The 25,198-nt window shown below is 66.4% G+C and carries 22 protein-coding genes, 1 pseudogene and 1 CRISPR repeat array; of the genes and pseudogenes, 7 read left to right on the top strand and 16 right to left on the bottom strand.

The window, feature by feature from the left end; all coding sequences use genetic code 11:
• Window positions 1-29: 29 nt before the first annotated feature.
• A pseudogene (locus tag ACPXY0_RS08975) lies at window positions 30-320 on the top strand (transposase); the annotation flags it as partial.
• Window positions 321-623: 303 nt separating this feature from the next.
• Here ACPXY0_RS08975 and ACPXY0_RS08970 read toward each other — a convergent pair.
• The 3 genes from ACPXY0_RS08970 to ACPXY0_RS08960 form a co-directional block, all read right to left on the bottom strand.
• Window positions 624-1,991, bottom strand: coding sequence for an HNH endonuclease family protein (locus tag ACPXY0_RS08970; RefSeq protein WP_423930410.1), 1,368 nt, complete (start codon window positions 1,989-1,991; stop codon window positions 624-626).
• A gap of 422 nt (window positions 1,992-2,413) precedes the next feature.
• Entirely contained in the window at window positions 2,414-2,983 is a 570-nt protein-coding gene (locus tag ACPXY0_RS08965; protein WP_423930408.1) for a hypothetical protein, read from the bottom strand.
• Complete coding sequence (locus ACPXY0_RS08960; protein ID WP_423930406.1) at window positions 2,976-4,220, bottom strand: AAA family ATPase; 1,245 nt, start codon at window positions 4,218-4,220, stop codon at window positions 2,976-2,978. The genes ACPXY0_RS08965 and ACPXY0_RS08960 overlap by 8 nt, the downstream gene beginning before the upstream one ends.
• 371 nt (window positions 4,221-4,591) lie before the next feature.
• Here ACPXY0_RS08960 and ACPXY0_RS08955 point away from each other — a divergent pair, with 371 nt between their 5' ends.
• The 3 genes from ACPXY0_RS08955 (at window position 4,592) to ACPXY0_RS08945 (ending at window position 5,790) form a co-directional block, all read left to right on the top strand.
• Window positions 4,592-4,852 (top strand): hypothetical protein, encoded by a 261-nt coding sequence (locus tag ACPXY0_RS08955; RefSeq protein ID WP_423930404.1) that lies wholly within the window; start codon window positions 4,592-4,594, stop codon window positions 4,850-4,852.
• A gap of 106 nt (window positions 4,853-4,958) precedes the next feature.
• On the top strand, window positions 4,959-5,360 hold the full coding sequence (locus ACPXY0_RS08950; protein WP_423930402.1) for a cupin domain-containing protein: 402 nt from the start codon (window positions 4,959-4,961) through the stop codon (window positions 5,358-5,360).
• A 13-nt stretch (window positions 5,361-5,373) separates the two neighbouring features.
• The gene (locus ACPXY0_RS08945) at window positions 5,374-5,790 is read left to right on the top strand and encodes a TipAS antibiotic-recognition domain-containing protein (protein ID WP_423930400.1); all 417 of its coding nucleotides are present in this window, start codon (window positions 5,374-5,376) and stop codon (window positions 5,788-5,790) included.
• A 40-nt stretch (window positions 5,791-5,830) separates the two neighbouring features.
• Here the strand turns inward: ACPXY0_RS08945 and ACPXY0_RS08940 are convergent, their stop codons facing one another.
• From ACPXY0_RS08940 to ACPXY0_RS08925, 4 genes are all read right to left on the bottom strand, one after another.
• A complete protein-coding gene (locus ACPXY0_RS08940) occupies window positions 5,831-6,379 on the bottom strand; it encodes a Uma2 family endonuclease (RefSeq protein ID WP_423930398.1) in 549 nt (182 codons plus the stop codon).
• 14 nt (window positions 6,380-6,393) lie between these two features.
• Window positions 6,394-6,942 carry a Uma2 family endonuclease gene (locus ACPXY0_RS08935; RefSeq protein WP_423930396.1) on the bottom strand — a complete coding sequence of 183 codons (549 nt, stop codon included), beginning with the start codon at window positions 6,940-6,942 and terminating at the stop codon, window positions 6,394-6,396.
• Between the two features lie 14 nt (window positions 6,943-6,956).
• Window positions 6,957-7,505: a Uma2 family endonuclease gene (locus ACPXY0_RS08930; RefSeq protein ID WP_423930636.1), complete on the bottom strand. Its 549-nt coding sequence runs from the start codon at window positions 7,503-7,505 to the stop codon at window positions 6,957-6,959.
• Between the two features lie 137 nt (window positions 7,506-7,642).
• Window positions 7,643-8,002 (bottom strand): excalibur calcium-binding domain-containing protein, encoded by a 360-nt coding sequence (locus ACPXY0_RS08925; protein WP_423930394.1) that lies wholly within the window; start codon window positions 8,000-8,002, stop codon window positions 7,643-7,645.
• A 352-nt stretch (window positions 8,003-8,354) separates the two neighbouring features.
• Here ACPXY0_RS08925 and ACPXY0_RS08920 point away from each other — a divergent pair, with 352 nt between their 5' ends.
• Window positions 8,355-8,501, top strand: coding sequence for a hypothetical protein (locus ACPXY0_RS08920; RefSeq protein WP_423930392.1), 147 nt, complete (start codon window positions 8,355-8,357; stop codon window positions 8,499-8,501).
• 29 nt (window positions 8,502-8,530) lie between these two features.
• Here the strand turns inward: ACPXY0_RS08920 and ACPXY0_RS08915 are convergent, their stop codons facing one another.
• Window positions 8,531-9,079 carry a Uma2 family endonuclease gene (locus tag ACPXY0_RS08915; protein WP_423930634.1) on the bottom strand — a complete coding sequence of 183 codons (549 nt, stop codon included), beginning with the start codon at window positions 9,077-9,079 and terminating at the stop codon, window positions 8,531-8,533.
• Window positions 9,080-9,277: 198 nt separating this feature from the next.
• Between ACPXY0_RS08915 and ACPXY0_RS08910 the strand changes: the two genes are divergently transcribed.
• Complete coding sequence (locus tag ACPXY0_RS08910) at window positions 9,278-12,499, top strand: sialidase (RefSeq protein ID WP_423930390.1); 3,222 nt, start codon at window positions 9,278-9,280, stop codon at window positions 12,497-12,499.
• Window positions 12,500-12,892: 393 nt separating this feature from the next.
• Window positions 12,893-15,134: a CRISPR direct-repeat array (repeat unit 37 nt; unit sequence CGCTCAACGAAGGCCGGGGCGTCAGCCCCGGCGACAC).
• A 204-nt stretch (window positions 15,135-15,338) separates the two neighbouring features.
• Here the strand turns inward: ACPXY0_RS08910 and cas2 are convergent.
• The 7 genes from cas2 to cas7g are packed head-to-tail and all read right to left on the bottom strand — an operon-like array spanning window position 15,339 to window position 23,579.
• Window positions 15,339-15,629, bottom strand: a complete 291-nt coding sequence (cas2, locus tag ACPXY0_RS08905) for a CRISPR-associated endonuclease Cas2 (protein ID WP_423930388.1) — start codon at window positions 15,627-15,629, stop codon at window positions 15,339-15,341.
• Window positions 15,630-15,632: 3 nt separating this feature from the next.
• Window positions 15,633-16,649, bottom strand: a complete 1,017-nt coding sequence (gene cas1, locus ACPXY0_RS08900; protein WP_423930632.1) for a CRISPR-associated endonuclease Cas1 — start codon at window positions 16,647-16,649, stop codon at window positions 15,633-15,635.
• On the bottom strand, window positions 16,637-17,323 hold the full coding sequence (gene cas4 / locus ACPXY0_RS08895) for a CRISPR-associated protein Cas4 (protein WP_423930386.1): 687 nt from the start codon (window positions 17,321-17,323) through the stop codon (window positions 16,637-16,639). Before cas4 ends, cas1 begins: the two co-directional genes overlap by 13 nt.
• Window positions 17,251-18,156 (bottom strand): hypothetical protein, encoded by a 906-nt coding sequence (locus ACPXY0_RS08890; protein ID WP_423930384.1) that lies wholly within the window; start codon window positions 18,154-18,156, stop codon window positions 17,251-17,253. Before ACPXY0_RS08890 ends, cas4 begins: the two co-directional genes overlap by 73 nt.
• Window positions 18,156-20,963, bottom strand: coding sequence for a type I-G CRISPR-associated helicase/endonuclease Cas3g (gene cas3g / locus ACPXY0_RS08885; RefSeq protein ID WP_423930382.1), 2,808 nt, complete (start codon window positions 20,961-20,963; stop codon window positions 18,156-18,158). Before cas3g ends, ACPXY0_RS08890 begins: the two co-directional genes overlap by 1 nt.
• Window positions 20,956-22,374, bottom strand: coding sequence for a type I-G CRISPR-associated protein Csb2 (gene csb2, locus ACPXY0_RS08880; RefSeq protein WP_423930380.1), 1,419 nt, complete (start codon window positions 22,372-22,374; stop codon window positions 20,956-20,958). The genes cas3g and csb2 overlap by 8 nt, the downstream gene beginning before the upstream one ends.
• Entirely contained in the window at window positions 22,374-23,579 is a 1,206-nt protein-coding gene (gene cas7g, locus ACPXY0_RS08875; protein ID WP_423930378.1) for a type I-G CRISPR-associated RAMP protein Csb1/Cas7g, read from the bottom strand. Before cas7g ends, csb2 begins: the two co-directional genes overlap by 1 nt.
• Window positions 23,580-24,200: 621 nt before the next feature.
• On the opposite strand from cas7g, the gene ACPXY0_RS08870 reads away from it, so the two are divergent.
• The gene (locus ACPXY0_RS08870; RefSeq protein WP_423930376.1) at window positions 24,201-24,386 is read left to right on the top strand and encodes a hypothetical protein; all 186 of its coding nucleotides are present in this window, start codon (window positions 24,201-24,203) and stop codon (window positions 24,384-24,386) included.
• A gap of 4 nt (window positions 24,387-24,390) precedes the next feature.
• On the opposite strand, the gene ACPXY0_RS08865 is transcribed toward ACPXY0_RS08870, so the two are convergent.
• A complete protein-coding gene (locus tag ACPXY0_RS08865) occupies window positions 24,391-25,164 on the bottom strand; it encodes a DUF4097 family beta strand repeat-containing protein (RefSeq protein ID WP_423930374.1) in 774 nt (257 codons plus the stop codon).
• Window positions 25,165-25,198 lie beyond the last annotated feature (34 nt).

Raw genomic sequence — 25,198 nt, 5'->3', positions numbered from 1 at the left:
CTGGCTTCTCATCCTGATTGTCGCGCTACAACTGGGACCGCATGACGGCCTTCTACGACTATCCGGAGAAGCACTGGCGGCACCTGAGGACGACCAACGTCGTGGAGAGCCCGTTCGCCTCGGTCCGGCTGCGCACGACGGCCGCGAAGCGGTTCAAGCGGGTCGACAACGCCACCGCGCTGATCTGGAGGCTGCTGTTGGTGGCCGAGAAGAGGTTCAGGAAGCTCAACGCGCCGCACTTGCTCGGGGATGTCTACGAAGGGAGGAGGTTCGAGGACGGAAAGCCCGTCCCCGAGGGTCGGGAGAGGATCGCCGCCTGATGACGTTTACACACCTATTGTCCCGACCTCCGCGCGAGGCACCATGGCTCGACTCGTGGATGGTGAGCAGGTTACCGTATCGAGCGGACCGTTACTATCGCTCACGGAATTCAGTGACATCCTAAAGGAGGGGCGAGCGTTTGTCCTAAGTGTGGTGGAAAGTCTATAACGGTGGCCCCGAACAATTGGACGCCGCGTGGTACAAGTACGGTAATCGCCTGACACCCGGCCTCGCCGAGGTCCAGCGTGAGGGTTTCAGAGGATTACCGTATCAGAACATCCCGATCGTGACGCGAGGGAAGATCAACACGGGAACTCTGCCAGCTTCTTCCGGAAATTCTGCACCGCCTCGTCCGTCTTCGGGTGGCATGTGGAATGAACGGCTGCGAGGTTCTCGGGCTTCGTTTCCCCTCCGTGGGCGTGCGGCTCGATATGATGGACCTCGAACTGGCGAGGATCGAGACGTTCACAGCATACCGGACACCTCCCGTCCTGTCTTTGGAAAATCGCGTCTCTCGTGGCGCCGTCCGCCGTCCGTCGCGAATCCTTCGGCTTCGGACCGATGCTCTCCGTCATTCTCTCCCGGAAGAATGCGTAACGCTCCTGGATCGTTTCTCCCTGGTCACTGGCCGTCTGCGTGTGTATGCCATAATGCAACCAGTACGGGTCGTTCGAGTCCCCCTCCTTCTTCTTCCTCCTCGCGGTGGTGAGGGAAGTACGAAACTCCAGAAAGGCGCTGGCGAGCTTCCGTTCCCACCCGGGTACGTGGTCGTCGAGCAGATCATCGACGAGCAGCATCAGCGCGATAGCCTCGTGGCCGACGAGCCTGAACGTCAGACTAGGGGACAGATAGGTGTCCAGCTTGCCGAGAATCTTGCGGAACCGGCGCACGTGCGGGTCGTCGTCGGTGATCGACAGGTGATCGTAGTAGAACTGGTCGATGCGTTTGCGGGCGATGCTGCGGTACTCTCCACGCTCCCGACGTCCTACGAGCAACGAGAACATCTGGGCGGCTACCTGCCGCCCTGCGGGGCGCCCCGGATTCCGCAGAAGCTCCCGGAAGAGGTCGTGACCGGGACAGCGGTCGAGCCCCTGCTTGCCTCCGATCTGGAGGATGATATCCGTCATCCCGCCCGGCCACGCATCCCGGATTTCCTGCGGCGAGAGCGGAGTGCCTCCCTGTTGGCGGATGAAGAGATCGCGGACGGCTTCTTCGCTTGCGTTGGTCACCTTGACGACGATCATTTCGGTGTTGAGGAATCGTTTGCAGTCCACCGTGTCTAGATCCTGGAATGTTCTCCCCGCCCAAGCGCAAGGTTCCTCCTTGGCCTCGTGGGTGAACAGGACTCCGGTTGGTAGATCGCTCGCCTTGGGGTCGAGGAGTTTGAACGACCCCTCACGGAACGCGGACAGCGCCCGGAGCCGCTGCTGCCCGTCGATGACCTCGAACCGCTGTGCTACGATATCCCCCTCCCTGTCTTCGATGAAGTGGAGATGGAAGCTCGGGATAGAGTACCCGCGAAGGACAGAGTCGATCAGCATTTTCTGCTGCGTCTTCGACCAGACTTTGCCCCGTTGGTACTCGCGGTTCTCGTACATCATGTTCTTCTTTCGGAGCCCGAGTAGCGTCTCGACCCGCATGAAATCGGTTTGCGTCTCCATCTTCAGCATCGCTCTTCGTCTCCCGGGTTAGCGACATTCGCGTTCCACCGTGGCAGAGATGCCCGCTGCGGGTACAGATTCCCAAGCAGAACTTCACGGCTGCTCTAATACGCCATCTCCAAGGCGTTCATGGGGGAGCTGAACGCTACCGTGTTCACCATGAAGGTGAGTCAGCAGATCGCGCCCACCTCTTCGGTGCGGATTGGGTCACGGGCAGGGCCGCTTTCGTTCGGGTGTCGGCCCTCAATCTTCGCAAGCAACGCTGTCGCGACCGGCTCGGTAAGCGCCGGGCTGACCACAAGCAGCCTCCGTTGGACCTCATCGATCAGCCAGACAAGTACATCATCGGATGTGGAGCAGAGGGTTGTGCTTACCGGTGTCATGGGTCGTTCCGGCGCGATGCTGACAGGTTTCGGAATCGCGTCCGCAGTTCATCCACGAATGCCTTCAGCGAACGGTCGGCTCGTCCGGCTCGGTACAGGCTCATCTCCTCGACGAGAGCGGAGGCGAATTCGATACCGCCGAGCGTCTGCGGGTGCCCGCCACCGCCGGACCGCATCCTTCAGGTGGTGCTTATAGTAGCCTCGCTCGCACTTCGTCGCGCCGAGGGCCGGTCGGTGGCCGACCATCCGGTGGAACGATCGGAGATCCGCCATGAACCATCGTTCGATGTGCGGATTGGGACAGGCGGTGACGAGCAGGGCCCGAAGTTCATCACGGGTTGCCTCTTCGATTTCGGTCCGGGTCCGGGCAAAGGTCGAGCAGTTGGTGTCGATGGCCACGACCAACACGTCCGGAATTCCCGTGAATACGCCGCGTTCCCAAAGGCGCTGGTAGGACTCGAATTCCCGCAGCGCGCGCGGATGTCCCCCGATTGCCGATCGCACGCGACAGCGAACCGCGGTCGCCTCCTCGGCCGCGATCCGCTTCACCAGCGGCACAATGAACTCCTCGTGGGCGCGGTCCTCCACGAAGAGGTCAACGGTCGCCCGATCACTCATCCATGAATCCGCGGAGGACGAGGTTCTCGAACAGAGCATCTTCGGCGGGGGTGGTCAGCCCCTCCGCAATCTCGACGTCCTGAAACAGCGGCGCGTCGGCGTCGAAGCGCTGGATCTCGGTTTGGTGCTCCACGCGCCGGACGTTGAATAGCGAGATGTCATCGCTGTCCCTCGCGCGCGCTTCTCGCAGGATGGCGCTGCACAGGAGCGGAGAATGGGTGGTGACGATCACCTGCCGGCCTTGATCGAGGGCCAGCGAAGCGAGCAGGCGGGCGATCAACTCCAACCGCCTGGGGTGTACGCCGTTCTCCGGTTCCTCCAGTGCGACGAGCGAACCGCCCCACGGATTCACGACGATGGCGCACAGGGCAATGACCCTTAGCGTGCCCTCGGAAATCACGCGGGCCGAGTACGTAGCTTCGCCCTGCTGGGTCCACAGGTCGAGCGTCCCCTGCTGCTCGTTCAACTGCACGTGCAGCGCGTCGATGCCCGGTACGATCGACCGGAGCGCCCGGCCGACGGCGTTGAAGTGGTTCTGGGATTGGGCCCGGATCTTGTAGAGGAACGACGCGATGAATTCACCGTGCATGCCGATGTCGAACACGTCCGCCGGAGACTGCTGCTTCCGCATCTCGGTCCGTGGCTCCAGATAGTACGTGCGCCAGTTCAGGAGTTCGTTGCGGACATCCTCCAGCCACGGATAGCCGTCGCCGGCCAGACTCCGGTCAGAGAGGATGGCGTGATTCTGCCCTAGCGCCTCTTGGCGGGGATGACCGGGCTTCCCTTTTCGCCGAACGCGCAGAGTGTTCTGGTGTTGCTCGATCGCCGCCGCGGCGTTCTTCTGCTCGCGGCCCGCCTTCGTGAGCTGAGTCAGATACTCGTCCCGAATGCGAAGCTCGCCTGACGTGAAATCCATCTCCGGCTGGACGCGATACCGATAATTGCCCCCCCCGTGCGTTAAGACATCCGCCTCCAGCGTGAAGGAGGCGGCGCCGTTCTGGAACAGCGCCGGCCACCCCCCGGCGCCGAAGTGGAAGGTCTCCAGCGGGTATCCCCTCAGCGGCTCGAAGGCGTCGGCCAGCGTTCGCGCGTTCCCGATCCACGAGAGCGCCTGGATGGCCTCGAGGAGGTTGCTCTTCCCGGCCGCGTTGGTGCCGAACAGCACCGCGAGTTGCGGCAACTCGACCGTGACGTCGGCCAGAGACCTGAATTTCCGAACCGTGAGTTTCTTGAGCATCGGACTTTCCTTGGTGGCCCGTCCTCCGTCCCGCACGACGGAGCCGAAACGCGTCGACCGGTACCGGTCGGGACAGAACATAACGTACCCGTCATCCTCCGTCCCATCTTAGCGGTTCGGCGTCATGCTTCCGCCCATGGGCTGGCGGTCCTCCCCAGGGAGCGGGAAGCCGGTCTGCGGGTCAGGGAGACGGGATGATCGGAACGGACCAAGTGCGCCCCAGAGGCGCTATGATACAACAGCTTGGTGGGGAGCTGGGCCGAGATCCGCCGCTTGGCCGCGGAAGGGCCCGGGGACGAGCAGACCGGGCTGCTCGGAGTCGACGACGGAGGAGCGACATCGTGAACATCGAGGCACCACGAGATCGGGATATGAAACAGCTCACGGTTAGAGGCCTCGGGGACGACCTGACCTCGGCGATTCGCCGCTTGGCGAACCGTGACGGAACATCGCTCAACCGGGCCGCCGTCAAGCTTCTGCGCCGGGGGGCGGGGCTGGAGGACGGACAGGCAGCCGACACGGTCGGGTCGTCGCTGGACCACCTCATCGGATCCTGGAGCGACGCGGAGGCGGACGAGATCGAACGGGCACTCAAGCACTTTGAAACTATCGACGAAGCCATGTGGGAGTGAGGGCGAGACGGGGCCGATCTGGTGTCGGCCGACCGCCACTTCGAGCATGTGGACGGAATCGCGTGGGTTCGCCTCCAGCGATGAACGTGATGTCTTGGAGGCTCCGGTGACGACCGGCGAAAACGAGGAAACGGAGGATCGGAGATTGAAGGACGCCGTCAACTTGGAGGAGAAGTTCGGGCTGCTCACGGAGCACTGGCAGCCGCGCGTGGTCGCCGAGCTGAACGACTACCAGTTCAAGATCGCGCGCGTGAAGGGCGAGTTCGTGTGGCACGACCACCCGGACACGGACGAGGCGTTCTTCGTCCTCGAGGGCACGCTGCGCATCGATCTCCCCGATGGCGCCGTCGAGATCGGCCCCGGCGAACTCTACGTCGTCCCACGCGGCGTGAAGCACCGCCCGGTCGCCGATGAGGAAGTGAAGCTCATGCTCGTCGAACCCCGCGGCGTCGTGAACACCGGCGACGAGCACGACGACCTCACCGCCGCATCGGACGTCTGGATCTGAAGGGAGACGGATGATGTCTCAGGCCAAGGGGCCGTCGGTGGATCCTGCCCTCGACCAGTACGCGGACGAGGCGCGGGAGCGCTGGGGCCACACGGACGCGTGGCGGGAGTCCGTCCAGCGGACCCGGGGCTACTCGGAGGACGACTGGGCCCGGATCCGAGCCGAGAGCGACAAGGTGTTCGGGCGCATGGCCGAGCTGATCGCCGACGGCGTGAGCCCTACAGCCGCGGCCGCCATGGACCTCGCCGAGGCCCACCGGCGGCACATCGACCGATGGTTCTACCCCTGCAGCCCCGATATGCACCGTAGACTGGCCTCCATGTACACGGCGGATCCCCGCTTCTCGGCGTACTTCGAGGAACGACACGAGGGCCTTGCGGTCTTCGTCGCAGGTGCCATCCGGGCGAACGCGGCACGCGCGCGGGAATAGTCCGAAAGAGACCGCCGCACAGTATAGAAGCTCGGGGCGGTCAGAGCTCTGGAGAGAAGACCTCCCCCAGGTCGATCGTGCCGACCGGCTCTCCTGCGACGCGAACCGGAAGAGACTTCGTGAATCGGTCGTGGACGGTCTCGTCCCCGTAGCGCCACACGTCGATGGCCTGCTCGTCGGGGTCGACGATCCAGTATTCCGGCACGCCCTGCCTCTCGTAGAGTCGGAGCTTGATACTGCGGTCGCGGCTCGCCGTCGAGGGTGAGAGGATCTCCACGACGAGGTCCGGCGGCCCGACGATCCCGGCCTCCTCCACGATTCCACGACGCTCGGTGGACACGAACATGAGGTCCGGTTGAACGCCCTCTCCCGTGGCCGGGAACTCGACCCCGACGGGCGCCCAGAACAGTTCGCCGTACCCGGGTCCGAGAAGGAGGGGCTTGAGGGCCTCGTACAACGCCCTCGTGAGGCGGTGATGCAGGATCGACGGTGCGGGGGTCATGTACAGGTCGCCCTCGATCGCCTCGTAGCGATTGCCGTCGTCCGGCATCTGCTGAACATCCTGCCAGGTGATCGAGGGAAGCGGCATGGTCGGCAAGCGGCTCAGTAACCGGGCGCGAAGACGGCTCGCAGGTGGATCTCCCCGACCTGTTCGGTTCCGTGGCGGACCGGGAGTGAGTCCGTGAATCGTTCGCGCACCGTCTCGTCCCCGAAGCGCCACACGTCGACCGCATTCTCGTCCGGGTCGACGATCCAGTACTCGCCTACTCCCTGCCGTTCGTAGAGCTGGAGCTTCTTGCTGCGATCGCGGCTCGCGGTGGAGGGGGAGAGGATCTCGACGACGAGATCCGGAGCGCCCTTCAGCGACGTGTCCTGAATGATCCCTCGACGTTCGTCGGACACGAACAGGATGTCGGGTTGTACGCCCTCCCCGGTACCCGGGAACTCTACGCCGACCGGAGCGACGAGGAGAACGCCGCCGTGGTGCTCGCGTAGCACCGCAGCCAGGGCGTCGTACAGGCGCAGCAACAGAATCTGGTGGCGTGGCGTCGGGGCAGGGGTCACGTAGAGGTCGCCCTCGATTGCCTCGTAGCGATTTCCATCGTCCGGCATCTGCTGGACGTCCTGCCAAGTGATCGAGGGGAGGGGCATGGTCGGCAGGCGGCTCAGAAACCGTCAGCGAAGACGGCCTGCAGGTCGATCTTACCGACGTGTTCGGAGCCGAGTTCGACGGGGAGGGTCTCGGTGAAGCGCTCGTGCTCGGGCTCCTCGCCGAACCGCCACACGTCGACAGTGTTCTGGTCCGGGTCGACGATCCAGTATTCCCGCACGCCCTGACGCTCGTAGAGCCGGAGCTTGATGGTGCGGTCGCGGCTGGCCGTTGATGGGGAGAGGATCTCCACCACGAGGTCGGGGGGGCCGATGATTCCAGCGTCCGCAATGATGTCTCTGCGGTGGCGGGAAACGAAGAGAATGTCCGGTTGGACGCCCTCACCGGTGGCCGGGAACTCGACGCCGTAAGGGGCGACGAAGACCTCGCCCAGTCCGGGCCGTTCCAGAATCCGGTCCAGAGCGTATTGCAGTCGCTTGCTCACACGCTGGTGGCGCGTGGCCGGGGCGGGGGTCATGTACAGGTCGCCCTCGATCGCCTCGTAGCGATTGCCGTCGTCCGGCATCTGCTGGACGACCTGCCAGGTGATCGAGGGAAGCGGCATGGTCGGCACATCATAGCTCCGGGCGGGAGTCGTCTCCAACTGGGACTCAAGGGTCGCGCGGACTCTCAACCCGGGTTCAACGCCCTGCAGCCGTCGGCCATGAGTCGCCGGCACTCACGCATGCGCTCTGCCGGCATTCATTCGCAGGCGACCCCATCGCCGTCCCCGTCCCGCATGTACTCGTAGGCCGGGTGGTCCCGTGACACCGGAGCGATGGCGTGCGCCTGGGCCTCAGCGCAGCTTATCCGTCCGTTCCCGTTGTCGTCGTAGAGCGCGAGCGGCGAGCCTGGAGTCGCCACTTGAGGAGCGGGAGGCCGCGTGGCAGGCGGGATCGTGGTGGGACCGACCGGTGCGACGGGGTTCGTGATGCGTGGCGCAGCTTCGACTTGTGACGGATCGGATTGCGGTCCCGGCCCCGCGGTGAGGAGAACGGTAACGAGGGCCGCACTGGCGCCACCGGCGAGGAACCAGGGGAGGTTCGACTTCCAGTCGTTCATTGGTGCTCCTGTGCCCCCATCATGGGCGAATAGCGTTGATTGCGTCGGGGACGGATCGTGGCGGCGAGCGACCGGGCCCCTCTGGCTCATGAAGTTCCCCCGGCAGACCTCGTGCGGGTCGGGGTCGACGATCCAGTACGCGCCCACCCCCTGCCCCTTCTCCGGTGGCTGGGAATTCCACCCCGAACGGCGCACACACGACCACGCCGTGTCCGGTCCAACCAGGTGATCGAGCGAAGCGGCATGGTCCGCACATCATGGCTCCGGGCCGGAGTCGTCCCCAAGTCGGACTCCATTGTCGCCCGGACTCTCAACCCGTGCTCAACTCGTGCTTGGCATCACCCGAAGGGCCTTGGCCACGATCGACAGGCTGATGGGCTCCGCACCCGGCACTCCCGAGGGTGACGCGTTGGAAGTTCTCGTCGCGCTCGTCGAGCGATACGAGGCGGAGCACTGGAAGATCGGCCCGCCCGCGCCCGTTGTGGCCACCGGGGACTGAGCTGCGGCCCAGTCCTCCGATACCCCAATCTAGAAGTCGGGGGCGAAGACGGCTTGCAGGTCGACCTCGCCGACCTGTTCGGTTCCGAGTCTGACCGGGAGGGTCGTCCTGAAGCGCTCATGCGCGGGCTCCTCCCCGAAGCGCCACACGTCAACGACGTTCTCGTCCGGGTCGACGATCCAGTACTCGCGCACACCCTGCCGCTTGTAGAGCCGGAGCTTGAGCCCCCGGTCGCGGTTTGCAGTCGAACGCGAGAGGATCTCGACCGCGAGATCCGGCGCCCCCGTGAGCCCGGCGTTCGAGATGATCCCGCGGCGCTCCTTCAAAACGAACAGCAGGTCCGGCTGCACCCCTTCTCCCGTGGCCGGAAACTCGACGCCGAACGGCACCTGCACGACCACACCGTGCCCGGGCTCTTCCAGTAGCCGGTCGAGCGCCTTGCCAAGCCGCCAACTGACACGCTGGTGACGGAAGGTCGGGGCGGGAGTCACGTAGACGTCGCCGTCGATCGCCTCGTAGCGATTGCCGTCGTCCGGCATCTGCTGGACGTCCTGCCAAGTGATCGAGGGAAGCGGCATAGTGGGCACATCATAGCTCCGGGCGGGAGTCGCATCCAAGTCGGACTCCACCATGCGCCGCCCCATCATCCGGCGCTCAACGGCCCGCGGCGCGAGCCGGCGGTCTTGTCAGCCGGGCTGGGCCGGCGCACCGTGCTCAACGGCATGAATCCGCGATCGTCTCACGCAATCGTCCAGTCTCAACCCGGCGAGGTTGCCATGCGCGTCCGACCCTTCTGCGCGTTCTTCGCGCTTCTCATCCTCTCGCTTCCGGTGGCCGCTCCGCTGGCGGCACAGGAGAGTCCCGATCCCTCGGCCTGGGAGTCGCTCCGCTGGCGGAACATCGGCCCGGAGGGGAACCGTTTCAGCGCGGCGGCGGGGATCCCCGGCCAGCCGTACACCTACTACGTGGGCGCGGCCTCGGGCGGGATCTACAAGACGACGGACGGCGGGGTGAACTGGGACGAGATGTTCGACGACCAGCCCGTGCAGTCGATCGGGTCGCTCGCCGTCTCCGCGGCCGATCCCAACATCGTCTGGGCGGGGACCGGGGAAGGGAAGATCCGCAGCCACATCTCGGTCGGGCAGGGCGTCTACAAGTCGACGGACGCCGGCGGGAGCTGGACCCTCATGGGGCTCGAGCCCACGGGACGGATCCCGCGGCTCGCCATCCACCCCTCGGACCCCGACATCGTCTTCGTCTGCGCGCTGGGCCACTCCTACGGGCCGCAGCCGGAGCGGGGCGTGTTCCGGACGATGGACGGGGGCGAGAGATGGGAGCATGTCCTCTTCATCGACGAGGACACGGGGTGCTCGGACATCGCGATGGACCCGTCGAACCCGCGCGTCCTCTTCGCCGGCACGTGGCAGCTCGAAATCCACACCTGGGGGCGGACGAGCGGCGGCCCCGGCGGCGGGCTGCACGTGTCGCGCGACGGCGGGGACACGTGGGAGAAGCTGAACGGGCCGGACAACACGATCGGCCTGCCGATGAAGCCGGTCGGCAAGGTCGCCGTGGCCATCGCGCCCTCGAACCCGCAGCGGGTCTACGCCATGCTCGAGACGGGGGACGGGATCCCGTGGAACGGCGAGCCCACCGAGAACGGCCAGCTGTGGCGGTCCGAGGACGGGGGGCGGAACTGGTCTCTCATCACCCGCAACCGGAACGCGATGGGGCGGCCCCACTACTACTCCCGCGTCGTGATCTCGCCGGACGACGAGGACGAGGCCTACTTCCTCACGGCCTCCTTCACGGTGTCGACGGACGGCGGCCGCACGCTGGATGTGACGCCGCGCCCGCGGGCGCCGGGCGGCGACCACCACGACATGTGGATCGATCCCACGGATACCGACCGCATGATCGTGGCGCACGACCAGGGGCTGTCGATCTCGATCAACCGCGGGAAGACGTGGTTCCGGCAGCGGCTCACCAATGCGCAGATGTACCATGTGACGGTGGACAACGCGGTCCCCTACAACGTGCTCGGGAACAAGCAGGATGAGCCGACGTATCGCGGTCCGAGCAACAGCCGGATCCTCGGCGTCCGGGGCATCAACCACATCCCGCGCGCCATGTGGCACCACGTCGGGGGCGGCGAGAGCGGCTGGGCCACGCCGGATCCGACGGACCCCGACATCGTCTGGTCCTCGGCCTCGGGGTCGGGGATGGTGGGCGGCATCGTCGTCCGCTACGAGGAGGAGCGCCGGCAGTACCGGGCGGTCGAGGTGTGGCCGGAGCAGAGCCGGGGGCCAGCGTCAGGGGTTCGCTACCGCTTCGTGTGGGACGCGCCGGTCCACATCTCTCCGCACGACAACAACACGGTGTACGTGGGGAGCCAGCACGTGCACCGGACCCGGAACGGCGGGCAGAGCTGGGAGGCCATCAGCCCGGATCTGACGCTGAACGACCAGAGCCGCATGGGACTCTCCGGCGGGCTCACGGGCGACAACATCGGGGTCGAGTACGCGGGCGTCGTGTTCGGGATCGCCGAGTCGCCGCTCGAGGCGGGTCTCATCTGGGCGGGCACGAACGACGGGCGCGTCCACGTCACGCGTGACAACGGGGCCAACTGGACCGACGTCACGGGCAACATCGACGGGCTGCCGGAGTGGATCGCCGTGCGCAGCATCGCCGCCTCGCGCTACGACGCGGGCACCGCCTACATCGCGGCGGACGGCCACCAGGTGAACGTCCGCGACCCGCACGTCTACCGGACGCGCGACTTCGGCGCCTCGTGGGAGAAGATCACCGACGGCATCCCGCCCAGCATGCTGAGCTACACGAAGGTGATCGCCGAGGACCCGGTGCGGCCGGGACTCCTCTACGTGGGCACGGAGAACGCGATCTACGTCTCCTTCAACGACGGGGACGCGTGGCAGCCGCTGCAGAACAACCTGCCGGCGGCGCCGGTGTCCGGGATCGTGGTCCAGGAGCACTTCAACGACCTCGTGGTCGGGACGTACGGGCGCGGGTTCTGGATCCTGGACGACCTGTCGCCGGTGCAGCAGATGACGCCGGAGGTGATGGCGTCGGCCTCGCACCTGTTCGCGCCGCGGGACGCGTACCGCTTTCGGCCCATCACGCCGCCCTCGATCCCGTACGACGATCCCACGATAGGAGAGAACCCGGAGTACGGCGCCTCGCTCAACTACTGGCTCGCGTCGGCCGCCTCGGAGACGCCGACGATCGAGATCCTGGACGGCGCGGGGATGGTCGTGCGTACGCTCGAGGGGACGAACGAGGCGGGGGTGAACCGGATCCACTGGGACCTGAGAGATGAGCCCAACGAGCCGATCCGGATGCTCACGCCGCCGAGGTATGCGGAGCATCTCGCGGTTGGGGAGGAGGGGCGGGAGGCCCCTGGCGGGAGACAGATTTCGATCCTCATGCCGCCGGGGCGGTACACGGTGCGACTGACGGTGGACGGCGCGATGCACGAGCAGCCGCTGACGGTGCTGAAGGACCCGCATTCCGCGGGGACGGAGGCGGAAATCGCCGCGCAGGTGGCGTTCATCCGCGACGTGCGCGAAGACGTGGTGCGGGCCGGGCAGGCGGTCGAGCGGGTGGAGGCGATGCGGGTCCAGCTCGGGACGCTCGCGCGCTTCGTGGAAGACGAGGACGTTGCCGTCTCGGTGGAGGATCTGCGGCAGAAGCTGATCGACCTGCAGGAGACGATGGTGGACCTGCGCCTCACCGGTCAGGGTCAGGATGGCGTGCGCTTCGAGGCGCGGCTCCTGCAGAAGCTCGGCTACGTCATCGGCGGACTCTCGGTAGCGGACTTCAGGCCGACGGATCAGGAGATGGAGGTGAAGGTCATCCTCCGCGCGGCCCTGGAGGCGCACCTGGCCGAGCTTGAAGAGCTGGTTCGCACGGACGTCGCGGCGCTCAACGAGACGCTGCGCGGCCTCGGCATGCTCATCATTACCGACGACGCGTCGTGAGCGCCACTGACAGCGCCGGAACCCTCGCCGTGGTCAGAGTCAGGATGGATGAGACGGGCGGGTCCCCGTCGCGTTGCGCGACGGCTGTAGCAGCGCGTTCTGACAAGAAAAGGCCGGGGCATCAGCCCCGGCGACAGCGGGCGGCACTTCCGCCGCTCCGGCCGCGATGGCCGGCGCTCAACGAAGGGCCTCGCTCGAGCGATGGCAACGGGCGTGAAACGACCCGCTATCGCTCGTCGTGTTGGACGCTCAACGAAGGCCGAGGTGGTACGTGACGGCAACCGCATCCATGTCGAATAGTACAACGAGGTCAGGCTCTGTGCTCAGCTAACGGCGGGCGGGAGCCCCGGCTACACCGGCCGTATCGACGACCCAGTTCCGGCCGGCGTACGCCGCTCAACGAAGGCCGGGGCGTCAGCCCCGGCGACACCTCGATCGACGTCCTCTGCGCCTCGGCGATCTCGCGCGCTCAACGAAGGCCGGGGCGTCAGCCCCGGCGACACCTCCCGCGGTTGTCGTGACGGTCGCGGTGCCCGGACCCGCTCAACGAAGGCCGGGGCGTCAGCCCCGGCGACACCCACAACAATTTCTCGCGGCGCGGGATCCTCTCGCCGCTCAACGAAGGCCGGGGCGTCAGCCCCGGCGACACCCATGCGGGTCTTCGAGCGGTTCCTGCACGCGCGGGGCGCTCAACGAAGGCCGGGGCGTCAGCCCCGGCGACACCCCTGGCGTGCTTCGCGGTCCGCGAAGAGGGCCTCGGGGCGCTCAACGAAGGCCGGGGCGTCAGCCCCGGCGACACGAGACCGGTTGAGCGGGAGGTGCACGATGGGCAAGAGCGCTCAACGAAGGCCGGGGCGTCAGCCCCGGCGACACGTGGTGTGACGCTACCATGGCCACGTCGTCCGTGAGCGCTCAACGAAGGCCGGGGCGTCAGCCCCGGCGACACGCGTGTTCATGCTGACCCCTTTCGATAAGGTGTGATGCGCTCAACGAAGGCCGGGGCGTCAGCCCCGGCGACACGCGCCGGCAGTTCGAGGCGTACACGGGCTACGTCAACAACGCTCAACGAAGGCCGGGGCGTCAGCCCCGGCGACACGTCCGAAATCAACTGCGACGCCACACCGTTTTCATCCTCGCTCAACGAAGGCCGGGGCGTCAGCCCCGGCGACACGTCTAGGCCGCGCGTGCATACTCCTTTTCGCCAGCGCTCAACGAAGGCCGGGGCGTCAGCCCCGGCGACACCGGCACCAGTTCCGGCCGTGGTGGCCAGCGCAGTCGCTCAACGAAGGCCGGGGCGTCAGCCCCGGCGACACCCGACCGGCCGCCGCCCACCAGCGTCTCCGAATGCGTCGCTCAACGAAGGCCGGGGCGTCAGCCCCGGCGACACTTACCAGCGCCAAGCCGAATCTCACGAGGAGTCCTCCCGCTCAACGAAGGCCGGGGCGTCAGCCCCGGCGACACGATCGCGGTGGGACGCTTGACGTTGAGACCGCTCAGCTTCGCTCAACGAAGGCCGGGGCGTCAGCCCCGGCGACACTCGAGCGACACGGCGAACGGGCCGCGCTCGTAGCACGCTCAACGAAGGCCGGGGCGTCAGCCCCGGCGACACCGCCATCTTCGAGCGACCCGATTGAACTTATTGGACGCGCTCAACGAAGGCCGGGGCGTCAGCCCCGGCGACACGCGGCTGCTGATCGTGGTCGGGGACCTGTCGCACGCTCAACGAAGGCCGGGGCGTCAGCCCCGGCGACACATGCCAACATCCCCGGCGTGATGGGTAAGGGTCATCGCTCAACGAAGGCCGGGGCGTCAGCCCCGGCGACACGGCTGGATCACGAGTTCCGGCTGCGCGCCCTTGTCGAACGCTCAACGAAGGCCGGGGCGTCAGCCCCGGCGACACGTGAGCCCTGGATCGCCGCTGGATTCACGGCCTCGACGCTCAACGAAGGCCGGGGCGTCAGCCCCGGCGACACCGGAGGTGCGCGGTGACGCGGGCGATGTTCTTGGGCGCTCAACGAAGGCCGGGGCGTCAGCCCCGGCGACACCGGACACGGCTTCCGCGTGGTCGTCGTCCGCCAGCCGCGCTCAACGAAGGCCGGGGCGTCAGCCCCGGCGACACCCCCTGTAGTAGTTGTCGACGCAGAGCTGGATGAGCGTCGCTCAACGAAGGCCGGGGCGTCAGCCCCGGCGACACGCCCACAGGTCGCACGTCCCCGCGATGTCGTCGGACGCTCAACGAAGGCCGGGGCGTCAGCCCCGGCGACACGGCTGCAACCGGGCCGCCACGCCGGCGGACGGCGCGTCCGCTCAACGAAGGCCGGGGCGTCAGCCCCGGCGACACCGCGGCGGTCCAGTTTGTCGGGCCATGACCTCCCCCGCTCAACGAAGGCCGGGGCGTCAGCCCCGGCGACACTGGGAATCCAAACGTCCCCGACATAGACCTCGTACGCTCAACGAAGGCCGGGGCGTCAGCCCCGGCGACACCCCTGCCGGTCCGGATCGGGTTCTTCCCCGAGGACAACGCTCAACGAAGGCCGGGGCGTCAGCCCCGGCGACACCGTCGGGCTCGGTCGCGAGGATGGCGATTTTGACCAGCCCCGCTCAACGAAGGCCGGGGCGTCAGCCCCGGCGACACTGCTAAATGTTGCAGGAGGACCGAAACTGCGGAAGATGTCGCGCTTCTGGAGGTCTGAGAGGCTGAGAAGCAGGGCAGCGGCTGGCATCTGACCGTTTCATCGGAGAGATCTCACCCCAATTGTCGGTATCGCTACCCGGAATCGTGGGTGATGGAGGTGCGTCTCGGCGAGGTCCGGCGAATCACTGGAGGTTCGCAGATCGATCAGAGGACCCAAGGCTGCCCCAGTTCATGGGCCTCCGAGCGCCCGAACCGACGACGGGCGTCTTCGATGCCTCCCGTGAAGCGATACACGATGACGGAATCGACGTGGTGATCGATGACGTCCTCAACTTCGCCGATCATGCGAGCCAGCCGAGGAGGAGACAGCCGACACTCAAAGACGGAGAACTGCACTCGTCTTCCGTACTTCTCGCAGACCTGAGCGATTCGCCTGAGTCGATTCGCTCCCTCGCCCTGTGTGTCGGCGATGTCGTACGTGATCAAGACATCCATACATCAAGACATGACAAACGGCGGGTATGCCGGGAGATCGCCGCGGAGATGGCGCGCCAGGAGCGTGGCTTGAACCGATGGAAGCGCCCACCGTCCGATGCTTCGGTCGAGGACCGCGTGGGGCATCTCGGCTTCCTTATGGCGCTCCCAAGCCTTGATGAGACGCGTCCTCCCTTCGTCGCTGAGATAGACGCCACCCCCAGGCGTCTCCACGAAACCGTCCGCACCGATCTGCCCACGCCGGAGCAGCGATACAACAAAGCGGTCCGTAAGCGGCCGAAGCTCCTCGGCAAGGTCAAGCGCGAGCGACGGTCTCCCGGAACGTGGCCGGTGAAAGAAGCCCATCTGGTAATCCAATCCCACGCTCTCGATGGCTCCGGTGAACTCCGTAACCAGCAAGCCGTAACAGAAACCAAGCATGGCGTTGACTGGATCACGGGGCGGACGCCGGGTCCTCGCCGAGAACTCGAATCCGCACTTCGAGACAACCTGCCGTACACCGCCAAAGTAGATTCTCGCGGCATCTCCCTCGATGCCCCGAATATGATTCCCGCTATCAGCCTCAACGAGTCGGGGCACCCGCGCCAGGATCTCGGCGGAACGAGACGCGAGACGGTCGGCGACGGAGGGATCCTTCTCGTCGCGGGCCCAGCGGCCGACCACCTTCCGGCTGTTCTGGAGCTTGGCCGCCACGATCGCCTTCGACAGCGCCAGAGAATGGTCGGGATCCGTCACCGCGCCATACAGAGCGATCCGCAGGTGGACGTTACCTCCTGTGGCGTGGCCGACGACAAATCGGACCGCACCGTTACTCCGCAGCGCCGATACGCGCACACCTCGCCGAACGCACGCCTCGAGCGCCTGGGTGGTGATCTGCCCGCCGCCCAGCAGCACGAGTGCGTCGATGGCTTCGAGCGGCACGCGCTGGCTGCCGTCCGGAGAGGTCACCAGCAATGATCCGCGGCGGTGCCGGACGCGCGCGCGATGGTTGCGAACGTAAACCGTGCTCAGGTATCGCATTTGAATACCGTGTCGGCCAGGAATCGATTTACTCTTCGCGGAGCGCTCGTCAGTTCGGGTAGGCAGTGCGGCGCGAGCTGGCATTCACCGCAGCGCTCATCGTTCGGAGCCTCCGGAAGTCGGCCGCCCACCAGCTGGGCACGTATCTCCCGGATGACATCGCGAACCTCGCGCCGCAATCTGGGCGTGAAGGCGACGTGAACCCGTCGCCTCGGCCCGCCGTACCAGACATACCCTTCCGGTATCTCCACGCCGAGCATCTCTTCGAGACACAACGCCTGCGCACAGAGCTGCAGGTTGGCAGCCGAACCGTGAGGCACGCCGGACTTGTACTCAACTGGGCGGACCGAATCACCCTCGATCTCAACCGCGTCGGCCCGCCCCGACAGGCCCAACGCCTCCGACCACAGGGGAATCGCGCGTAGCACGAACTTTCCTCGTTCCTTCCGATGGTGCCCAGCATCTACCCGGCGATGCGCGCGCGAGCCCCGCACGGTGAATGCGTTGTCATTCCACACGCCGTCGCAGTGGATGAGAGCGCACTGTCTTGGACAATATGCGTAGTGCTCGATCGCCGAGATGGCGACTACGGGACCTCCCGTCAAAGCGGCTCCGCTCCGAACCCCCTCGTGGTGTCCGCCGTAGCCTTGGGCTCGTACCTGACACTTCGCCACGCGGCATGCACACCGACTCTCGGCCAGTTCTTCCTGCCTCTATTCCAGATGTCGAGGAGCGCGTCGATGCCGGCACGATCGAGGGGGGAACCCCACGCCGGCCAGATGAACCAGAGCTCTCTTCCGCGGTTCCGCGGCCGGTGCCATCCTCGCTGAATGGCGGATGACCGAGAGGTCTTCCACAGGCTTGCATCGGTGCCGGTGCCGCGTAACGGCAGTATCGCGAGTCCGAAGAATGCGAGCACTTCGACCGCCGGATCGACCCATTTCCCGAACTTGCCGGAATCATCCGACTGCGAACCCATCCTGGTGAGGTCGAATCCCAGACCGTTGTCCCTGATCCTGACCGCGGTGCCATCGAGAGACTCCAACAGGCGTTCCGCGGTCGGCTCGACTTCACAATGGACCTTCATCAGTCGGTGGTGCAGCCACTTGATTGTTCCGGGGCCCGCGGGATCGAACGGTGCATGCGCCACCTCCCCGTTCGAATCTACGTGAAGATCCGTCATTGTGGAGGATAGGGTCCATGCGTGCCGGTGCCCGCGCGCAGCCCGAACTCGCGCGGCGAAAGCGTCGACGGGCACTTTCCGCTTCACTGCCGGCGTCTCGCCCCAGGCCACCGAGATCGGCATGTCTTCCAGCAGTTGGCGGGTCGGCCAGGACTCGATCAGGAGGGCTACGGGGTCCGCTCCCCGGGCGGAGAGAACGGCCTGCGGAGTACCGCCCCGCGTCCAGTGGAGCCGAAGCCTGGGATCGAGCACCGTGGCGCCGATGGCCGCCAGCCACGCGTTGATCCACGACGCGGGTAGTCCCGGGCAAATGACTTCCGCCATCAGAGATCCTCCAGTTCATGTATATGCGCGCCCGCCGAGACCGAGTGGTCCGCCAGCCGAACGATGGTCTCCAGGAGTGCCAGCCCCCACGGTCCAAACCTGCCGTTGAGTCGCCGAAACCGGCCCGGCTGATTCCAGTCGATAATCGAAAGGTCCGAGGAGGCTTCCGCGGAAAAGCCCTCGATGCTCGAAGACACGGTCTCGGTAGTTTCGTCCATGGCCGGCGGCACGATCGGTCGGCCGCTGCCGTGGTGGCTGATGATAAGGTGGATGAGGAGATCGGCATGGGAGGGGTCGAGGTGGTCCCCCCGGGTCTCCATCCAGTGGCGCACGAGGCGCGCGGACAAGTCTTCGTGCCGCCCGCCCCGGGGCCATCCCGCTGCGGCTCGCGCGGTGCTCCACCGACTCCTGGGCATATCGGACTTGGCAACCGGCGCGGTGCTTTCTTCGCCGGTCGGATCGAGCCAGCGCTGGAAGCGCCTGTCGGCCTTTCCGATGTCGTGCAGCCGCCCGGCCCGCTCAACGATGCCGATCAGGTCGGAGCGGATCCCAATGCGCTCCGCAATGGTGCGGGACCTCGCTCCGACGGCTCTGCCGTGAAGGTCCAGATCCCTCGCGGTGCCGGTCCGGGACAGGGACCTCTCGTCCAACTCATCGATGCGCGGCTCATCCGGGATGGGCTGCTTGAGGGGTAGCCGCGACACCTCACGGTTTGCGCTGACGACCTCCGGCTTCAAGCCGGACACCATGGCGTCCCATTCGGACTTGTCCCAGCCGTCGGGAGTGGCGCCACGGAGTCTCTCGATCAGTTCCGCGATGGCCTCGGCCTGCTCCGCCTTGTCGATGTCTTCGTGGTCGTGGGCTGTGCCCAGCGCCTTATTGATCAGTTCACCCGCGGCGACACCGCAAAGCCGCCTGATCGCGTCGGGGTTCAGGGGCATGCCGCGCGTCGCGACCGAGGTGTCGAACACCGGAAGGGCGGAGTCGGGGTTCCATCCGAACTCGTCCAGAAGGCCGCGGTCGGACGCCAGCACGACCGTGTCACCCGGACGCAGCTCCTTACCGGAGATCGATTCAATGGTGACGCCGTCCGGTCCGATTCTTCGAATCTCTTCGTCTCCGTCCAGCGCCCGCCGGAAGTCCGCGATCGGAACATCGACCGCCTCGACGTCGGTGGCGCGCGGCCAGAGTCGCTCACCCTCCTCGGGAACGTGCGCGCGCCACATCAGCGACACCGTATAGCCACTCCCGTCGGAAATGCCGGAGAAATAGGGCTCCACCGGCGCTGCGCCTTCGGGCGGGGTCGTCGTCTTCACCCATTCCCACAGCAGGCCATGCATGAGCTCCGGCGCCCGTCCGAGGTCGTCTCCCGGCTCTCCGAGGATCCCCGAGATATGCCGGGGAGAGAGCGAGACCGTTGACGTCGTCTGATCAAGCGCAGTCTGCAATCTACCAAGCACCGTGGCTGGCTCGCGGCCGTAGACAGGCCACTGTTCGGGATCGCCGGCCTTCCGGCCCTTCCGCCGGGGTGCTGGCAGATGCACGTACACGGCGCGGGAATTCGGGAAATGTCCAAGCCGGTTCAAGCGGCCGAGCCGCTGGGTCAGTGCGCGGACGCCGCAGGCCTCGGTGACGAGGTACTCCGCATCGATGTCGGCCCCGACCTCCAGCGTCTGCGTGGCGACCACGATCAGGTGCTGCTTCCGGTCGAGCTTGTGATCGCGCTTCGCCGCCATGCCCTCGACGGGGTCCAGTACCCGTTCCCTTGTGCGAGCCGCCTCGCGTTCGCGTGTGCGACCGGTTAGCAGAAGGAGTGCGGCCTCCCGCCTCGAAAATATCGACTGGAGATGCCCAAGGACGGACCTGGCCGTGGCGGGTGTGTTGGCGAACACCAGGCACGCCGCTGGCTTCGCACGCTTCAGTAGATCTCGCGCCGCCTCGGCGAGCCGCAGCCCGGCATCGCCCGACTCGATCCGGAGTTCGAGCGGCTTGTCGGCTTCGAGCCGCCTACGCACCATCGAGTTCGCTTGATCTTCTTCGTCGAGGTCGAACCGATCCTGTCCGGAGGCATCGCCGGTGGCGGTCAACGCTACGACCTGCGGCCGCGAGCGGACCCCTCCGAGAATCTGTTGCGCCTCCGCCGTACACTGTGTGAGCGTCGGCAGCAACCTCGTCAGGTGGCGGGCCAGGTGGGCTTCGTCCACGAGGACAAGGCTGTCGGTTCCGGCCAGAGCCGCGTCGACCGGACGCATGGACCGGCTCGATCCATAGCCGCGAAAGAGCAGGCGGGATCCGTACATCGGAAGGGTGGAGAGTAGCACGGTGGGCCGCGACGGGTCGCGGGCGCGATGCGAGGCAATGCCCCCCCGGAGCCGGATGACCTCGAGAGGTTCGGCCGCCGGGCTCGAGGCCAGCGAGCGCAGCCGCTCGGCCACCGTATGGACAACGTCCGCAGCTTTGCCGGAAATGTCGCATTCCCCGGGATCGCGGAGCGCTCGCTTGATCGTCAGGGCGTGTTCGAAGGTTGAATCGACGAGCAGTCGCCTGTTGACGAGCCACCAGATTCGAGTCGGGGCGGTCCGGTCGCCGGGGGCGCGGTGAGCCTGTGAGGCGAGCCACCAGATTGCAATTTCGAGACAGGCCGTCTTTCCCAGGCCGGTCGGCACGCCGACCTCTCGTGGCCAGGCCTCCGTTTCGGCGACCTTGGCCGCGAGGCGCGACTGCCAGGGAAACGGAGATCTTCGGTTGATCGCGTCATAGAACGCGTCGAACCTCGGCATGTCGCCGAAGGATGTACGCTCAGCCATTCGCCCCCCCCATCTCCGGGGCCTCGACGCAAAGCCCCAGCCCGCGCTGGCGCGCGGCGCCGATGACCACGGGCCCCGTGACAGGCTCCTCGAACCACAGTTCGACATGCGAGTAGGGCAGTCCCGGCCTCCCCGGACGGTTCAACTCGGCGGGGGCGAGATCGACCCCGCCCGGGACCAGGGGAGAGCGCGCCGAACGAAACGCTACCGGAGACGGCAGTCCCGCGTGCGCGCACCATCGAGACACCTCCTCGAGGTCGAGCGAACCGCGGCGCTCGTGAACCGCTGGAAACACGGTCACCCAATGACGCGACCTGCGATCCCAGCGCTGCGGCGTGGCCGCAAGCGGCCTCGGCTCCCCGGCATGGGGGGCCACCCGGATGTCCAGGCCACCGCCGAAAAGGCGTCGCACCTCGAACGCGGCATCGCGAGCGCGCCCCTGCAATCCGGGGTCGCAGCCCGGAGGCAGCCAAAGCGCGAGGCCATGAATCCGTCCTCGCGATCGCGGATGCCCCGCGTCGGGCAGGGCGATGAAGCGAGCCAGGTCGTAGCCCCTGCCGGCGAACCCGTGCCCGTGAAGAACCGGCGGAGGCTCTCCATGGATCCCCTGGTGTTTCCGAAGAACCGCCTGCTTGAAAAGATCCGTGACCGTTGAAACGCGACGTCCGGACACGGCCGTCTCCAGGCGGAGCCACGCCACGACGCTGCCGCGGTCGACGCGGGGAGCGGCTTCCGGCGAGCGATACCTGGCCTCATGGTTCAGGGCCGGGAACTGCGCACGGGCAACCGCGGCCCCGTGCTCGACCCAGGCGTCGTACATCCGATCGAAGATGCGTACGTCGCCTCGTTGCGGAACGCGGATGCTCACTTCTCCGCCCGGGTCCGGCACATAGGCATCCTCGGATGCGGCCGATTCAGGCAGGTGGTCGCTCACTCGAACGCGAACCGGAGAATCGGCTGCTCCCAGGTATCCGATGCGAGCGGCCCGCCGACGCAGGGCCTCAACCCGGGCAGTCGGCGCGTCGATGTTCCATGAATAGACGACGTGGGGATGACGCGGCGTGATGCGGGCGCCCGGGCGGATCTTGATCCCCTTGCGTCCGATGTACTCCAAGTGCGCGGACTTCGCGGCGCTCCCCGTCTGCAGGACGACGTAGCGTGGGTGAAGGGCCTGGGACCACGGCCTTGAGTGCGCATGGATGACCGGTGGTGGAAGCTGCTCGAACCATTCCAGTTCAGAGCCGTCGGTCACCTTGCATCTGTCTCTCGTGCCATCGGCCGCGATCATCGCGGCCAGCAGCCGCGAGGGAGCGGGGGGCCATTCGCCTCGGGTCAGGCCGCCTGTGTTCGCAGTGCCATCGGGATCCGCCCGGAAGGTGCCGTGCAGGAGTTCGACCGATATCGCCAGCATCAGCCGTCGAGCTCCGGCCATGTCGCGCGGATCGCCTTGCGGAGGTTCTCGCGGGGCGTGAGTCGCAGGGGCTCGCTGTCCCAGCCGTCGAGAGGCACACCTGTCGACTTCGCCCGGTTCATGGCGCCCCGCAGCAGCGCTTCCGTGTCCGTCGCGCCGCCCAAGCCGCGTTCGGCGTCACCGTCTGCTCCGAGCCACGTCGTCACGGTCTTCGTCGGCCGCAGCTCGGCGCGCGACCGCAGGGCGAAGCCTCGACCGAAGGCGAGCACATGGGCGTGCAGTCCAAGTGCAACCAGCAGGGCGCGGGCCGCCGTGTCGGCCTCGCTCGAGTGATTCGGCCCAAGGCCGATTCGCCTGAGTTGCGCGAAAGACACCGTCGCTCGCTGGGTGACCCGCGCGAATGATACCGCAGCCGCCGTGGCCTCGTCTCCCATGAACGGTACTTGACCGTGCCCGATCTCCGAGAGCTTGTCCTTCTTCCCTCCCTCAACGTTGGCTGTCTTGGCTGTGCCGATCTCCCACCTGAGGCGGTCGTCGGGATTCGAGGTCAGGGCCTCGTCGGTGTTGAGGTTCAGGGGATCGCCCTTCAACCCGAAGACTTTCGTTTCGTTGGAGGCGGGTTTCCAGCCGATGATCTCCGACACCCAGGCCCGCGCATGCTTGGTGTTGTGCCGCTTCTTGCCGAGGTGTGACTGCCAGAACCCGTACAGCAGCGCCTGCGGAAACCAGGCCATGAGAGGGCCACATGCCTCTGGAGTGGCCCCGAGGATGTTCATTCCAAGCTCCGTCTTGACGAAGTCCACGCCATCGAGCTGCGCGTCCCGGAGGTAGGCGTCGGCGTTGCGATGCGGAAACTGCAGGCTCGAGATCCGCCGGGGCAGGTGGGCGGGGAGGCTGGTCATGTCGGACAGGTCGAGCACGAATTCGGGCACGGGCGCGGAAGCGCGGTTGCGCCGGACGGCCTCTTCCAGGCGGTTGGCCTGGGAGGGAACGTTGTCGATCACGATTACGGGCGTAGGCTTCTCATCGCCGGGCGCAGCCCAGCGACGATCCTCTTGATACTTTCCGCCCTCGTAGACGGCGGGTTTGACCGGCCCCCCCGGACCCGAAAGGGCTTCGAGATCGGTATCGATACGGATGCCGTCGTCGAACGAGTCGTCCGAGCAGGCGGCGAGAAGGGCTTCGAGATCGATCAACTGGGACATCGTGAACTCCTAGGGCGAATGTCTTGGTGCACGACGGCAGCGAACAGTCCGCACAATACAGAGTAGCGCCACTAGGCGCAACTCGTTCTTACGCCCCCTTCTATCTGGAAACTGAGCCGAGTTGACACGGATTCCGGTACACAGGAGTCTCGGCACGAAAGCGCCTCGGATTCACCCACCGAACTCATCCTGAGGTGCGCTGGAGCGGCTGTGCCTACCAGCTAACTTCCGGACAGGACGCCACAAAACGAAGGCCGGGGCGTTGAAGCCCCGGCGACGCACGGAACCCCTCGACGTTGCTCCGGGCGGCTCCACGCTCGCTCAACGAAGGCCCGGGCGTCGGCCCCGGCGACAGCGGACAAGTCCGCGGCGGTGCGCGGTTGCCACGAACCGAGCTATTCGCCGTTTACGTGGCAGATGGTGGGGAAAATCGCCGCTGGCGACGGCGTCGGCAACGCGACGAGGCATGGTGCGTGGACTTCTCGGCGGGCGATCCGCGGGCGCCACCAAGTTGCCAGACGGATCCGCCCGGAGCTAGATTGGGTCTCGATACCCGTCGGCAGCGTGCTGTCGGCTCAAGGGCCGCTCTTTGGGGCGGTCCTTGCTTTTTAAGGAGACGGCATGAGAACGAGGATCTATGTCGACGGATTCAACCTGTACTACGGAGCCCTCAAGGGAACACCGTTCAAGTGGCTTGACCCTGTCAGGCTGAGTGCGCTCCTGCTTCCCGCGGCATGCGTGCTGGACAGAGTGCTCCAAACCGAAGGGTTGGTGAGGCCCAGCGAAGCCGAAGGCGCGGTCTTGTAGAGGGTCAGCCTCCGCGCACAAGGGCGATGCTGCCGTTGACCGTGCGAAGTTCGATCTCGGGGCCGCCGCGGCCGATCTCGCCGGAGGCCGATCTCGGTCCCCAGCGGCCGCGGATCGTGAGCGGGAACTCTGTATCGATGGCGCCATTGACCGTACGGATGTTCACGTCCGCGTTGGTCCCGTCCGGCAGGATGAGCCGGATGCCGCCGTTCGTCGTCCTGAAGCGGAGATCCTCGGTGGGTCCGTTGGCCAGTCGCGCCTCGATGTCCCCGTTGACCGTCTCCGCGGAGACCGCTCCCGCGCCCTCGACCGCAACGTCCCCGTTCACCGTCCTCGCCTCCACCTCGCCGGAGATTCCCTGCGCCTCGATGTCGCCGTTGATGTTACGGGCCTCGAAGCCGACTCCGGCCGGGACCTCGACCGTGAAATGCACCTTCACATCGTTGTTGCGGACGCTCATCTCGTAGTCGTCGCCGCGTCCGCACCGATTCGCGTCCCGCCTCCGCCGCGACGGGTAGACCGCGCAGATCAACACGCCCTGGTCGTCTTCGATGACCTCGATGCGGACCGCGTCGGGATCGTCGTCATCCGCTTCCTTCGTCGCCTCGATCCGTACCTGGCTCGCGTCCGTCGCGCGGGCCGTGATGGCGCCGTTCACATTCCGGATCGTGACCGCGTCCCCGCGCTCCACGGCGCCCTGCCACTCGAAGTCCTGTGCCTGCGTTTCCGCCGTACCCCAAATGGCCAGCAACGCCGCTGCCGCGGCGAGTCGTCGCACCGAATCTCGCATCGTTCCGCTCCCTGGTTGCCTG

Origin of the sequence: Candidatus Palauibacter sp., from assembly GCF_965237495.1 — a bacterium.
Taxonomy (GTDB): domain Bacteria; phylum Gemmatimonadota; class Gemmatimonadetes; order Palauibacterales; family Palauibacteraceae; genus Palauibacter.
This window is presented reverse-complemented; position numbering and strand designations above follow the sequence as displayed.

Bases quoted from the DNA above. Each gene is read 5' to 3' on its own strand.
- ACPXY0_RS08960 (WP_423930406.1), bottom strand. From the start codon at position 4,220: ATGCTCAAGAAACTCACGGTTCGGAAATTCAGGTCTCTGGCCGACGTC.
- ACPXY0_RS08915 (WP_423930634.1), bottom strand. From the start codon at position 9,079: ATGCCGCTTCCCTCGATCACTTGGCAGGACGTCCAGCAGATGCCGGAC.
- ACPXY0_RS08930 (WP_423930636.1), bottom strand. From the start codon at position 7,505: ATGCCGCTTCCCTCGATCACCTGGCAGGTCGTCCAGCAGATGCCGGAC.
- cas1 (WP_423930632.1), bottom strand. From the start codon at position 16,649: ATGCGATACCTGAGCACGGTTTACGTTCGCAACCATCGCGCGCGCGTC.
- ACPXY0_RS08970 (WP_423930410.1), bottom strand. From the start codon at position 1,991: ATGCTGAAGATGGAGACGCAAACCGATTTCATGCGGGTCGAGACGCTA.
- ACPXY0_RS08935 (WP_423930396.1), bottom strand. From the start codon at position 6,942: ATGCCCCTCCCCTCGATCACTTGGCAGGACGTCCAGCAGATGCCGGAC.
- ACPXY0_RS08910 (WP_423930390.1), top strand. From the start codon at position 9,278: ATGCGCGTCCGACCCTTCTGCGCGTTCTTCGCGCTTCTCATCCTCTCG.
- ACPXY0_RS08955 (WP_423930404.1), top strand. From the start codon at position 4,592: ATGAAACAGCTCACGGTTAGAGGCCTCGGGGACGACCTGACCTCGGCG.
- cas2 (WP_423930388.1), bottom strand. From the start codon at position 15,629: ATGGATGTCTTGATCACGTACGACATCGCCGACACACAGGGCGAGGGA.
- csb2 (WP_423930380.1), bottom strand. From the start codon at position 22,374: ATGCTGGCGATATCGGTCGAACTCCTGCACGGCACCTTCCGGGCGGAT.
- cas7g (WP_423930378.1), bottom strand. From the start codon at position 23,579: ATGTCCCAGTTGATCGATCTCGAAGCCCTTCTCGCCGCCTGCTCGGAC.
- ACPXY0_RS08965 (WP_423930408.1), bottom strand. From the start codon at position 2,983: ATGAGTGATCGGGCGACCGTTGACCTCTTCGTGGAGGACCGCGCCCAC.
- ACPXY0_RS08870 (WP_423930376.1), top strand. From the start codon at position 24,201: ATGAGAACGAGGATCTATGTCGACGGATTCAACCTGTACTACGGAGCC.
- ACPXY0_RS08940 (WP_423930398.1), bottom strand. From the start codon at position 6,379: ATGCCGCTTCCCTCGATCACCTGGCAGGATGTTCAGCAGATGCCGGAC.
- cas3g (WP_423930382.1), bottom strand. From the start codon at position 20,963: ATGGCTGAGCGTACATCCTTCGGCGACATGCCGAGGTTCGACGCGTTC.
- ACPXY0_RS08925 (WP_423930394.1), bottom strand. From the start codon at position 8,002: ATGAACGACTGGAAGTCGAACCTCCCCTGGTTCCTCGCCGGTGGCGCC.
- ACPXY0_RS08945 (WP_423930400.1), top strand. From the start codon at position 5,374: ATGTCTCAGGCCAAGGGGCCGTCGGTGGATCCTGCCCTCGACCAGTAC.
- ACPXY0_RS08890 (WP_423930384.1), bottom strand. From the start codon at position 18,156: ATGGCGGAAGTCATTTGCCCGGGACTACCCGCGTCGTGGATCAACGCG.